The organism is Rhodococcus sp. EPR-147 (assembly GCF_001647185.1).
In the GTDB taxonomy this organism is placed as follows: domain Bacteria; phylum Actinomycetota; class Actinomycetes; order Mycobacteriales; family Mycobacteriaceae; genus Rhodococcoides.
On record NZ_LVCU01000542.1, the window covers coordinates 1 to 12,139 of the forward strand.

The following is a 12,139-nucleotide window of genomic DNA, read 5'->3' on the forward strand; positions in this document are numbered from 1 at the left end:
GCAGATCGCGCTGACGCCGATGTCGACGCCCAAGGTCACGGACAGCAGAACCAGGGCGGCAATACCGAGAAGCGTGAGTACGCGCACTCGAGTCAGGGGAACGGCTTGATCGGGAACCGTTGTGACCGAGGCTGCTTCGATCGGATCGGCTTCGACTTGCACGGCGGTGCCGCCACCGCTGCCCTCGGGCAACCCGGTGTTGCCCGGACGCGGTCCTGACGGCACCGGCAGCCCGCCCTCCTGGTCGCGGAGATCCTGGACATCGAACGCACGCGTGCGGTCTTTGATCAGGTCGCGGCCGAGAACGAGGAAGACCACCAGTGCGATCAGCGTGTTGAGAACGAACGGGATGAGGAACAGCGCGAGCGGATGTGAGCCCACACCGGTGGAGTCCATCAAGCCGTTGACGAAAGCGCCGTAGAGGTTGATCGGGGAGAAGCAGCAGGCGAGCGCGCCATGGCTGACGACCATGCCCATCAGGAAGGGATTGATGTTGTTGCGCTTGGCCAGCGGCATCGCGATCGGTGCCAGCATGCCGACGGCGAGCACGGATCCGAGGGCCATCAACAGGCCGGACAGCAGGAACATCATCCACAGGATGGCCCAGCGCCGTCCGCCCACGAGCCGGAGGGATCGATCGATGACGACGTCGATGGTTCCGTTGGCTTTGGCGATGGCGAACAACAAGGTGATGCCACCGACGATGATGAAGGTGCTACCTGGGAATGCGTCGATGATGTCTTCGATAGGTATGCCGGATATCGCGCCACCGATGAGGAAGGCGCCGGCGAAGGCCAGTAGGCCCATGTTGATGGGAGTGATCGTCGCGACCGTGAAGATTGCGATGAGGGCGATGATCGAGATTGCGTAGACCATGGCTGGCCTTTCGGACGGAGGATGAGGTTGTGCCGTAGGGGAATCGGCGATGCGCGGACCGGAGCCCGCCTGATCAGAGAGCGGAAGCAGAAGTGGGGAGAGGGAGAGCGCGATCGACCACTGAACGAGCGAGATCGGCAGCGGCGGCCAGAGCAGCCGTGTCGATACCGGTGTCGATTCCGGCGCGATGGAACCTGTCGACGAGCTGCTCGGTGGCCAGGTTTCCGTGCGCGCCCGGGGCGAAGGGGCAACCGCCGTACCCGGCGAGCGCGCTGTCGAAGTGCTCGATCTCGAGGTCGAGCACTGCACGTACCGCTGTCTCGAGGGCCTGGTCGTGGGCGTTGTGCAGGTGCAGGCTGATCGTCAACTCCGGCAACGCCTTTCGGACGGCGTCGGCTCCGGCCAGTACCTGATCCGTGGTCGCGATGCCGAGGGTATCCGCGAGACCGAGGCTCGATACGCCGATGTCGGCCATACGCGTGCAGACCTCGACGAGCCGTGCGGGCGTGATGATGCCATCGAACGGGCACACGAAAGCGGTACTGACTCCGCCGATGAACGTCCGATCCGGATGCGCCGCGACTGCACGATGCAGATCCTGCAGAGCGTCCTCGGACGACCGTCCGGCATTCGCGCGGCTGTGGCCCTCACTGGCGGAGGTGACGACCTGGATCACATCGATGTCGGTCTCGGCGGCCCGGTGCACTCCCCGTCCGTTCAATGTCAATGCGGTGTAACGGATATCGGATCGGCGCGGTGCACGCGCGACGACCTCTTCGGCGTCGGCCATCTGTGGCACTCGGGTGGGAGAGACGAACGAGGCGATCTCGACGGTCGTGATGCCCGACGCGAGGGTGGCGTCGAGTACGGCGAGTTTGTCCTCCGTGGGGACGATGCACTTCTCGTCCTGCAATCCGTCGCGGAGATACACGTCGGTGATGTGTACGCGAGGCATGTCAGATCACCTTCCTGGCGCGGAGATCGTCGAGCTGCTCCTCGGTGAGTCCGAGCATGCGGCCGAGAACATCGTCCGTGTGCTCGCCGAGGTCCGGTCCGGCCCACTTCACGGCGGTGGGTTCGTCGCCGAAGCGTGGAACCACTCCGGGAAAGCGCACTTCCTCGGTACTGCCCTGTTCCACAGAGACTTTCAGAGGTTGGACCATCCCGCGTGAAACGAAGTGTTCGTCGTCGGCGATCTGAGCTGCGTCGAACACTTCTCCGACGGGTATACCGGCGGCACCGAGTTCGTCGACGACAACAGCTGTCGGCCTTACCGACGTCCAGTCGGAGATGGCTCCGTCGAGTTCGGCCTCGCGCGCAAATCGTTTGTCGCCGTTCGCCAGTTCCGGGTCGGCGGCCAGGTCTGCTCGGCCCACCGCGGTCATGAGCCGTCCGAACACGCTGCTCGAGTTTCCGGCGATCATGACGCTGCCGTCCTGGGACGGATAGATGCCGCTGGGGACCACGCCGGGAAGATTGCCCGCTGTGCGCTGGCGAACCGTGCCGTATGCGTCGTAGTCCGGGACCAGCGATTCCATGGCCATGAACACCGCCTCGTAGAGTGCGACGTCGGCAACCTTGGGCCGGGAATGATTTCCGCTCCGTTCGCGGGCCAGGAGCATCACGAGAGCGCCGACGGCACCGTGCAATCCGGCCAGTACGTCGCCGATGGGTGCTGCCGGCCGAACGGGCTCGCGATCCGCGTGGCCGGTGACGTGGCGCAATCCGCCGAATGCTTCTGCTACCCCGCCGAATCCGGCCCGGTCTCGATGCGGACCGGTTTGGCCGTAGCCCGAGATACGGACCATGACCACGTCGGGATTGGCTTCCTGTAGTCGGTCGGGTCCCAGTCCCCACCGCTCGAGGGTGCCGGGCCGGAAGTTCTCCACGACGACATCGGCGGTCTCGACCAACTTCAGCGCGAGATCGCGGCCTTCGTCGGTACGCAGATCGAGAGTCACCGAATGCTTGTTGCGAGCAATGGTTCGAAACATCATGGAGGTGTCTCCACGGCTTCGACGCCAGCCGCGAAGTTCGTCGCCGACGCCGGGGCGCTCGATCTTGATGACGTCGGCACCGAAGTCGGCGAAAAGGCGACTCGCGAAGGGTGCAGCGATGAAATTGCCCAGCTCGATCACACGGATTCCGTGCAAAGGGCCGTTCTCAGTGGTGATGGACACCGGTGGTCACTCCCTGCAGTACGTAGTAAGTCAGAGTGAAGATGGCAATTATCATTATTTGATAAAGGCATTATCTTCTGGTAGGAATGACCATAGTGTGCTGGATCACGTATGACAACCACTGTGATGTGGATTTCTCAGATATTCGTGCCGCTGGAAGGAAACAGGAACTCATGACCGACAAGAACCCAGGGTCGATGCTGCTCGCGCTCGAGTGCGGATCTCCTACCGTCGACGCATCCGCGTGGCTCGCCCCCACTGCGACGCTCGTCGGGCGAGTGAATCTCGGTCCGGACAGCAGTGTCTGGTACCAGGCCGTTCTACGGGCCGACTCGGAGGAGATCACAATCGGTGGTGGGTCCAACATTCAGGACGGTGTTGTCGCACATGTGGATCCGGGCTTCCCGCTTACGATCGGACGCAACGTGAGTGTGGGACACAATGCCGCCTTGCACGGTTGCACCGTCGGCGACGGAACCTTGGTCGGCATGGCTGCCGTCATCATGAACGGTGCCGTGGTGGGAGAGGACTGTCTCGTTGCCGCAGGTGCACTGGTGACGGAAGGTGCACAGATCCCGCCGAGATCATTGGTCGCCGGTGTCCCTGCCAAGGTTCGGCGGGAACTGACCGACGAGGAGGTGGAGCACTGCACAGCCAACGCGCTCACCTACCGCGATCTGGCCGGCGTCCATCGTGGCGCTCGGCCCTGCTGACAGCGTCACGGACCGGTCCGACACCTATGCTGCGTAAGCAGTGTCGGCCATGTAGCCGATGCTGTACGGGAATCGAAAACGGAGGTCGACAGCAGTGACGGACGGTAGCGCCGACACCACTACCGGGGTGCTGGCCCGGGCCGCGGCGATTCTCAATGCCGTCGAGGCATGTCCGCGAACCACCGGCGACCTCGCCAAAATACTGGGCCTGTCTGCATCGACGGTCTATCGACTGGTCGGCGAGATGGTGCGGTACTCGATGCTCCGCCGGGACAACGACGGTCTTCTTCATCCCGGTGACCGCTTCGGCACCTCCACTCTCAGCGGGCTCGCGGTACCGATTCTCAGGCGCCTGCGGCAAGAGACCGGAGAATCCGCCCAGCTGTGGGTATTGCGGGGATCGCATCGGTTGTGCCTGGTCTCCGAGGATTCCCAGCACGAACTCCGCGCGTCGTTGCCGGTGGGGGCGCTACTTCCGCTCGGAGCGGGGTCGGCCGGTCACGTGTTGGCCGGCGATCTCGACGCCGACTCCGAGAGCCGCGAACTCGGGTGGTGGGAATCTGTATCCGAGCGAACCCCGGGACTGACCTCGGTGAGCGCCCCGGTTCGCCGAGACGAGCGCATCGTGGCCGCCGTCTGCGTCGCGGGACCGATCGAGCGTGTGTCGACCTCGGCCGGCGTGTTGTGGGGGCAGGCCGTGCGCGACGCAGCACTCGAAATCGAGCAGTCCCTCATCGTGCGGTCGGACTGGTAGCTGTCACTCAGGCCGGCTTGATGCGACCCCGGACATCACCGAATCCGATGCGAGATCCGTTGGGTCCTGGGGCGCTGGCGGCGATGACAACCTCGTCACCGTCCTCGAGGAAGGTTCGGGTCTCCGATCCGAGGCTCACGGGTTCGGCTCCACCCCAGGTCAATTCGATGAACGCGCCACGCTGATTCTTCTCCGGCCCGGAGATGGTGCCCGAGGCGAACAAGTCACCGGTTCGCGATGTCGCGCCGTTGACGGTCTCGTGCGCCAGCATCTGAGCGGGCGACCAGTACATTGCACTGTAGGGCGGGTGCGAGACGACATGCCCGTTCCACACGACGGTCAAGTCGATATCGAGAGCCCAGGAACGAGATTCGCGGAGGTACTCGAGCGGCTCGGGGTCTTGCACCGGCGTCGAGGTTCGTGCCTGCTCCAGCGCGAGCAGGGGTACCACCCACGGTGAGATGGACGTCGCGAAGCTCTTGCCGAGGTTCGGCCCCAGCGGAACGTACTCCCAGGCCTGGATGTCGCGAGCCGACCAGTCGTTGACGATGACGGCTCCGAACACGTGGTCCGAGAACCGATCCGGCGATATCGGCCCGTCCGACGGAACGCCGACAACGAAGCCCATCTCGGCCTCGATGTCCAGTCGCCGACTCGGACCGAAGGTGGGCGACGCCTCGTCGGGCGCCTTGCGTTGGCCGCGAGGCCGGGTGATGTCGGTGCCGGAGACGACGACAGTGCCGGCCCGACCGTGGTACGCCACGGGCAGGTGCTTCCAATTCGGTAGCAGCGGTTCGGCGTCGGGGCGAAAGAGTCGGCCGAGGTTGGCTGCGTGATGCTCGGAGGCGTAGAAGTCCACGTAGTCGGCCACCTCGAACGGAAGGTGCATCGTCACGTCGGAAACGGGCACGATTGCTTCCGCGGGGGTCGTGCCACCGGCGAGCATGTCGGTGACCGACGAGCGGACCTCCACCCACCGACTGCGTCCGCGAGCCATGAAGGCGTTCAGGCTCGCCGAAGAAAAATCTGAATCACCCAGAGCCGCATACAGGTCGATCACGTTGTCGCCGTAGCGGACTCCGACACGGGCGTTCGTGCCCGGAGTGCTGAACATGCCGTAGGGGAGGTTGTCGATTCCGAACTCGGAATCGGCGGGAATGTCGATGTGCGTCATGAGCGGCGCTCCTAGGTCACAGAGGTGGGACGAGTCCGAGTCGGATGAGATCGTCCAGGGGTTCACGAATGCTGCAGGTGCCGAAGGAGGCAAAGGCGCGCTGTCCCTCGATCCCGGCGACGAGCCCGGCGAGGACGTCTGCGTCTCGAATCGCCAGTATCTTCTCGAGCTCACCGACCCGTGCGCCACTGTGTGCGGCCTGCGCGGCGAGGAGCACGTTGAGGAAACCGTGCTGCTCGAATCCGTTGTGGGGATCGGTGTTACGGGCGGCATGGTGCAGACCCGCGGTGGCCTTGAAGTGGACCTCGCGCTGGGCCGCCCGATAGATGGACGCGGCGAGCTCGTGTTCGTCCGGATACTGGTCGGCCGTGACGCCGCCGGTCCGAAACTTGGCGCGATACCCGAACTCGTCGACGGCGTCGAAGATGTCGTCTTTTCGGGAGTCTCGGGGAATTTCGACATAGATGTCGATGTCCTGGGTGATGCCGCGCAGCACATCGATGTCGGTGCCGTGGGGCATGGCCACTTCGATGGACACGACCGTCACGCCGGCTGTACGATCGGCGACCCGCAGGCCTGCCTCCACACTTCCCGGCCCGGCGGGTGCGGTCAACGCCAGCTCCATCCGAGCACCCAGATCCAGCTCGTTCACCCGGTCCATCGGAACGACCAACGGGCCGACGAGGTCTGCGAACGCACTGGCCCGGTACTCGAGGTGTTGTGCCACAGCAACATCGAGCGGCGCATTGCCGGGAGGGAAGGCGGCGGCGTCGTCGCACAGGCGACGGAACAACTTCGGGATCATCGATTCGGCCCCCGACCGGCCCAGGTCCACGCGTACCCGGTGTCCTCGCATGCACGGGCACCTTCGCCGAGTTCGAGGGGGCGGAAGGTGTCGACCATGACAGCCAGTTCGTCGAAGAACTCGGCACCGATGCTGCGTTCGTACGCACCGGGTTGCGGCCCGTGAGCGTGACCGCCCGGATGCACCGAGATGGAACCCTGCCCGATGCCCGAGCCCTTGCGGGCCTCGTAGTCGCCGCCGACGTAGAACATGATCTCGTCGGAGTCGACGTTGGAGTGGTAGTACGGCACTGGAATTGCCAGCGGGTGGTAGTCGACCTTGCGCGGAACGAAATTACAGATCACGAAATTGGACCCCTCGAACGCTTGGTGCGCGGGTGGCGGTTGATGCACACGGCCGGTGATCGGTTCGTAGTCGGAGATGTTGAAGGTGTACGGGTACAGGCAGCCGTCCCACCCCACCACGTCGAACGGGTGCTGCGGGTAGACGTATCTGGTTCCGACGATGCCCGTCGAACCGCGGTGTTTGACAAGCACTTCGACGTCTTCGTCATCGACGACCAGAGGCTCGGTGGGGCCGTGCAGATCGCGTTCGCAGTAGGGAGCGTTCTCGAGCAGCTGGCCGTACTTGGACAGAAAGCGCTTGGGCGGCGCGATGTGACTGTTGGCTTCGATGGCGTAGGCACGAAGGGGGCCGTCGGGAATCCAGCGGTGCGTCGTGGCACGCGGAATGAGCACGTAGTCGCCTTGCCGCGCCTCGAGGGTTCCGAACACGGTTTCGACGGTGGCTGAACCGGATTCGATGTAGACCATCTCGTCGCCGATCGAATTGCGATACAGCGGTGAGGTTTTCGATGCTACGACGTAGGAGAGTCGGACATCGGCGTTGCCGAGGACGAGCCGGCGACCGGTGACGACGTCGGTGTCGGCGACGACAGAGTCCGGAAACAGCTCGTGCAACTTCAAGTGCCGCGGCTTCAGTGGGTGATTCGGGGTCGTTGTCTGGTCGGGCAGATCCCAGACCGTGGCATCGACGATGGCCGACGGAATGTGGCGGTGATAGAGCAGAGACGAGTCCGAGGAGAAGCCCTCCTCGCCCATCAGCTCCTCGAAGTAGAGGTTGCCGTCGGGAGTTCGGTGCTGGGTGTGCCGCTTCGGCGGTACCGATCCGAGCTGCCGGTAATGGGCCACGTCATCGCTCCTGAGTTGTGTTCACCGCTTGTAGTAAACACATTAACTAGTTTTGCGTGATCTACGCAACCCTCAGTTGCGTCCCCGGACGTCGAATTGGCTGCGGTGGGTGATGAGTTTGGTCAACAGCATCACCAGGATCCGCTGCTCGGGTTCGGTGAGCGCGCTGGCCCACGCGTTCTCCCGTTCGTTCTGTTCGGCGAACGCCTCGACCATCTCGTCGTGCCCCTGAGCGGTGAGGGCGAGGCGCACCGAACGCCCGTCCTTCTCGTCGGGAGTACTGGCGAGCAGTCCGCTGGAGATGAGGGTCTTGGACAGGTTGGATACGGCCGCGCGGCTCATACCCGTCAGCTCGGCCGCCCGCTTGGGCTCGATCGGGCCCGACAACCACGTGACGAACATCAGCCGGAACGACGACCACGACCAGCCTCGCGGGCGATGAACCGTCGCTTCGAGGTCGTAGGTGACGATGTTCGACGCCCGGTTGAGGGTCAGTAGTACCTCGGTCGCCAGCTGGTGCTCGAACCCGTAGTCCCGGGCCAGCGTGGTGTTGGCGGTCTCGATGAACGACCAGAAATCGGGCTCGGGTGAATCGGTCACAGATTCACTGTAGCCATGAACTCATCTGATCAACACCTTTATTACTTCCGTACGCGCGATTCGTGTCTCATCCCGCAGGGGCCATGATGGACCCATGAGCTCGAAGAACCTGTTCGGTGGCCCACGGACCCTGCTGATCGTGGCAGCAGTGGTCATCGTGATCGCACTCGTCGCTGCCGCCGCAACGCTGATCGTCCGTGCCGTCCTCGGACCGCCCGAGGGCGAGAACAAGTTCGAGATTCAGGGCTACTCCGTCGTGCAGGTAGATCCCCAGGTCAACGGCCTCGTGCTCGCCACACGCTAGCCGACTCCGCGCCGACCCGCGGGTCGTGAGTCTGCTGAAAATTGCGGCCACCGCGCGCGAAGGTCTGCAGCGTCCCCGCGGGAACCTCGCGCTCGGGAACGGGTTCGCTCGTCCACTCGCAGTCCCGCACGAAGATCATGTTCGACGCCACCGCGTCGGCGCTGCGATCTTCACGTAGAGGACCGGAAATTCGCCCGAGAAAGAACTCGCCACGCTCGGTGCGCGTCCAGACGAAAGACTCGTCCGGAACCTGCTCGAAGCGCTCGACGCGTCGTAGCGAGCGTTCGTCGTCGGCCGCCATCCCACACAGTCCGTAGGTGAGGGCGCGTTCGACACCGTTCGGCATGGGAGCGCGATAGACGGCATCCGGCATGCACTCGAGCCTAGTCATGCTGGCCGCAGGGCCCAATCGGTGCTAAGTTGAAGATTCAACCTGAGCATTCGAGGGACCCGCCATGACATCCGTGATCAACCCGCCCGTCGCCGGTGCAGCGTTCGATGCATTTCTCGCCGATATCGCACCCGCGAGCCGGTCACAGGAACTGTGGACTCCGAGCGACGGTCCGATGCCCGCCCTGTACATCAGCCACGGCGCACCCCCGGTCTTCGACGACGCACTCTGGATGGACCAGCTGTTCACCTGGTCGCAGTCGATGCCCAAGCCCAAGGCGATCCTCATCGTCAGCGCGCACTGGGAAGAGGCCCCGCTGAGCTTGTCCGCATCGGCGGCTGCGACCCCTCTGGTCTACGACTTCGGCGGTTTCGCCCAGCGCTACTTCTCGATGGAATACCGGACGCCCGACGCCGAGGCTTTGGCCGCACGGGTGGCCGCGGCACTCCCGGCGTCGGAAAATCTGCACCGACACACCTCCCGTGGACTCGATCACGGTGCCTGGGTTCCGCTGAAGGTGATGTACCCGTATGCCGACGTCCCCGTTCTGCAGTTGAGCCTGCCGACGCATGCTCCGGACCGGCTGATGGCGATAGGCGCTGCGCTGAAAGAACTTCGAGCCGAGGGAGTGTTGGTCATCGGTTCGGGTTTCATGACGCACGGACTGCCGTTCCTCTCGCGCGAGAACTTCGTCACCAACACGGTGCCGACGTGGTCGGAGGACTTCGATCTGTGGGCCGCCGACGCGTTGGCGCGTGGTGACGTCAACACACTTGCGGACTTCCGGAGCGCTGCACCGGGAATGCCGTATGCGCACCCGACCGTCGAACATTTCACGCCTCTGTTCGTCACGCTCGGTGCCGCGGAGAACCCGGAAGCGCCGGTGACCACAGCCATCACCGGCTTCCAGTTCGGCTTGGCGAAGCGGTCGTTCGCGGTCGCCTGACCAGCAGAGGCGATCGGTTGAAGCTGGAATCGGCTCACTTCTGAATCTTTTTCGATTCGGGGATTGTTATCCACGCCACTTCGCTCTACAGTTCTGAACACCATCTCGGACATCGGTGTCCAAGATGCGTTGGATGCGCTGTACGAACCGTCGCCGGGCGCGCCTCCTGTGGATCCCGTCCTCCGGCGCGAAGGAGTACACCCGTGTCTTCTGCCCGATCTTGGACGCTGCGTACAGCGATCAGCGTGATGACCGCCGCAGCGGCTTTCGCCGCCATGACGACGCCCGCTGCTGCTGCACCCGATTCGCCTGAGGTGGAAATTCAGCCGCCTCTGGCACCGTTCGCGTGGCCGAAGATTCCGGAATTCGACACCGACTTCTACCTCCCTCCTGCCGACGTGGTGGCCGCGGCGGCCCCGGGCCAGATCATCGCCGCACGACCCGTCGAGCTGGCTACTCTCAACGTCATCCCCACGCAGGTCGACGCGTGGCAGCTGTCGTTTCGGTCGAACAACGGTCGCGACGAGCCGATAGCGGCGGTGACGACGGTCATGAAGCCACGTGGCGCGTCCGCCGCACCGCGCCCGTTGATCTCCATCCAATTGGCCGAGGATTCTCTCGCCGCCTACTGCGCGCCCTCGTACGCGATGCGAGCGGGCGCAATTCCGTGGCCGGTCACGGGTGCGGTCACGTCGGGTGCTCAATTCCTCGAGGTGCAGGCAGCGTTGGCGCAGGGCTGGGCGGTGTCGGTTCCCGATCATCAAGGGCCGAACAACTCGTTCGCCGCAGGGCCGGTGGCCGGTCGGATCACACTCGACGGCATCCGAGCGGCCGAGAACTTCGCGCCTATGCAGTTGGCGGGGGAGGCCACCAAGGTAGGGATGAGCGGTTACTCGGGCGGCGCGATAGCCACCGGACATGCGGCCGAACTGGCCGGCAGCTATGCCCCCGAGCTCGACATCGTCGGAGTCGCCGAGGGCGGGACCCCCGCCGAGCTCGGGGCACTGGTCGACAACGCCAACAACACCCTGGGCTCGGGCATCGTCGCGGCCGGCATCATCGGTGCCAGTCGTGAGGATCCCGAGCTGGCGCGATTCATCGACGAACACATCGATCCGGTCGGCAGGACACTGTTCGCGGCCAAGGACAATCTCTGTGTCGGATACACCTCTGCACTACTGCCGTTTCTCAATCTCAAAGGATTCCTCCGTACCGAAGGCGACCCGATCCAACAACCGGTGGTGAAAAAGGCGCTGTCCGCGATGCGGCTCGGCGACACCACTCCCAACATGCCGCTCTACGTCTACCACTCGAACCCGGACTGGCTGGTGCCGATAGGACCGGTCAATGCGATGGTCGATTCGTACTGCAGCCGTCCGGGTGCCGATGTCACCTACACTCGCGATCATTTCAGTGAGCACATCACTCTGGAGTTGATCGCCTTTCCGAGCGCGGTGTTGTGGATGCGCGACCGCTTTGCCGGTATTCCGGTGGAACCGGGTTGCCGAACGAACGATGTCGGTTCGATGGCACTCGACACGAATGCACACCCGCTCTTCGTCGATGCGGTAGGCGAGATAATTGCCGGACTGTTCGGTAAGCCGATCGGGGCGTGAAAAGACCGATCGGCGCACGGCGGGCGACGGAGTCACCGGCGGTAGACTCCGCCGGTGACTGTCGCCGACGATAAGGGCCGCATGTACGCCGGACAATCGTCCGCCGCGCGAAAAGCCGATCGCCGCGCACGGTTCTTGCACGCCGGGATCGAGGTCATCGGGGTACGTGGCTATGCAGCCACCTCGGTAGCGGATATCTGCACTGCTGCCGGTCTGGCGCGCAGTCAGTTCTACAGCGAATTTGCCAACCGTGAGGCACTGCTCATCGACGTGTACGACCTGATCCAGGACGATGCGCTGGCGGCAGTCGTGGCAGCGCTCGACGGACACATCGATCGAGATCGCCGCGCGCTCGTCGCCGCTGCGATGACGGCCTTGGTCGGATCGATCGGAGGTGACCCGCGACGGGCGCGAATTTCCTATCTGGAGATGCTGGGCGTCAGCGACGCCGTCGAACAGCACCGGACACGCCGTCGTGCACAGTGGGTTGATTTCTTCGAGAACACGCTACGTTCCGAAATCGGTTCCGACTTCGTTCCGCCAGGTGGATATCATTTGGCCGCAACGGCATTCCTCGGTGCGCTCACCGA

The 12,139-nt window shown here is 64.0% G+C and carries 14 protein-coding genes; 6 read left to right on the forward strand and 8 right to left on the reverse strand.

Annotated features, from left to right (window positions below; translation table 11 throughout):
- The 3 genes from A2J02_RS23915 to A2J02_RS23925 form a co-directional block, all read right to left on the reverse strand.
- A partial coding sequence (locus A2J02_RS23915; RefSeq protein WP_269454991.1) for an SLC13 family permease occupies positions 1-876 on the reverse strand: 876 nt, incomplete at its 3' end.
- Between the two features lie 73 nt (positions 877-949).
- Entirely contained in the window at positions 950-1,831 is an 882-nt protein-coding gene (locus tag A2J02_RS23920; RefSeq protein ID WP_068054575.1) for a hydroxymethylglutaryl-CoA lyase, read from the reverse strand.
- A 1-nt stretch (position 1,832) separates the two neighbouring features.
- On the reverse strand, positions 1,833-3,056 hold the full coding sequence (locus A2J02_RS23925) for a CaiB/BaiF CoA transferase family protein (RefSeq protein ID WP_231894016.1): 1,224 nt from the start codon (positions 3,054-3,056) through the stop codon (positions 1,833-1,835).
- Between the two features lie 173 nt (positions 3,057-3,229).
- Between A2J02_RS23925 and A2J02_RS23930 the strand changes: the two genes are divergently transcribed.
- Together A2J02_RS23930 and A2J02_RS23935 are read left to right on the forward strand one after the other, a co-directional pair.
- Positions 3,230-3,769 carry a gamma carbonic anhydrase family protein gene (locus tag A2J02_RS23930; RefSeq protein WP_068054578.1) on the forward strand — a complete coding sequence of 180 codons (540 nt, stop codon included), beginning with the start codon at positions 3,230-3,232 and terminating at the stop codon, positions 3,767-3,769.
- A 94-nt stretch (positions 3,770-3,863) separates the two neighbouring features.
- Positions 3,864-4,523, forward strand: a complete 660-nt coding sequence (locus A2J02_RS23935) for an IclR family transcriptional regulator (protein ID WP_068054581.1) — start codon at positions 3,864-3,866, stop codon at positions 4,521-4,523.
- A 7-nt stretch (positions 4,524-4,530) separates the two neighbouring features.
- On the opposite strand, the gene fahA is transcribed toward A2J02_RS23935, so the two are convergent.
- The 4 genes from fahA to A2J02_RS23955 form a co-directional block, all read right to left on the reverse strand.
- Complete coding sequence (gene fahA, locus A2J02_RS23940; RefSeq protein WP_068054584.1) at positions 4,531-5,697, reverse strand: fumarylacetoacetase; 1,167 nt, start codon at positions 5,695-5,697, stop codon at positions 4,531-4,533.
- A 16-nt stretch (positions 5,698-5,713) separates the two neighbouring features.
- Entirely contained in the window at positions 5,714-6,553 is an 840-nt protein-coding gene (locus A2J02_RS23945; protein WP_231894015.1) for a hypothetical protein, read from the reverse strand.
- On the reverse strand, positions 6,499-7,692 hold the full coding sequence (locus A2J02_RS23950) for a homogentisate 1,2-dioxygenase (protein ID WP_068054587.1): 1,194 nt from the start codon (positions 7,690-7,692) through the stop codon (positions 6,499-6,501). The genes A2J02_RS23945 and A2J02_RS23950 overlap by 55 nt, the downstream gene beginning before the upstream one ends.
- A 72-nt stretch (positions 7,693-7,764) precedes the next feature.
- The gene (locus A2J02_RS23955) at positions 7,765-8,292 is read right to left on the reverse strand and encodes a MarR family winged helix-turn-helix transcriptional regulator (RefSeq protein WP_068054590.1); all 528 of its coding nucleotides are present in this window, start codon (positions 8,290-8,292) and stop codon (positions 7,765-7,767) included.
- A gap of 94 nt (positions 8,293-8,386) precedes the next feature.
- Here A2J02_RS23955 and A2J02_RS23960 point away from each other — a divergent pair, with 94 nt between their 5' ends.
- Positions 8,387-8,596, forward strand: coding sequence for a hypothetical protein (locus tag A2J02_RS23960; protein ID WP_068054593.1), 210 nt, complete (start codon positions 8,387-8,389; stop codon positions 8,594-8,596).
- Here the strand turns inward: A2J02_RS23960 and A2J02_RS23965 are convergent.
- Positions 8,568-8,969, reverse strand: a complete 402-nt coding sequence (locus tag A2J02_RS23965; protein ID WP_068054596.1) for a hypothetical protein — start codon at positions 8,967-8,969, stop codon at positions 8,568-8,570. The genes A2J02_RS23960 and A2J02_RS23965 overlap by 29 nt on opposite strands.
- Positions 8,970-9,051: 82 nt before the next feature.
- On the opposite strand from A2J02_RS23965, the gene A2J02_RS23970 reads away from it, so the two are divergent.
- The 3 genes from A2J02_RS23970 to A2J02_RS23980 all read left to right on the forward strand — a co-directional run.
- The gene (locus A2J02_RS23970) at positions 9,052-9,933 is read left to right on the forward strand and encodes a dioxygenase family protein (protein ID WP_068054599.1); all 882 of its coding nucleotides are present in this window, start codon (positions 9,052-9,054) and stop codon (positions 9,931-9,933) included.
- Between the two features lie 248 nt (positions 9,934-10,181).
- Positions 10,182-11,549, forward strand: coding sequence for a lipase family protein (locus A2J02_RS23975; protein WP_068054602.1), 1,368 nt, complete (start codon positions 10,182-10,184; stop codon positions 11,547-11,549).
- Between the two features lie 54 nt (positions 11,550-11,603).
- Positions 11,604-12,139, forward strand: a 536-nt coding sequence (locus A2J02_RS23980; RefSeq protein WP_156516362.1) for a TetR/AcrR family transcriptional regulator, incomplete at its 3' end; no start/stop codon positions are given.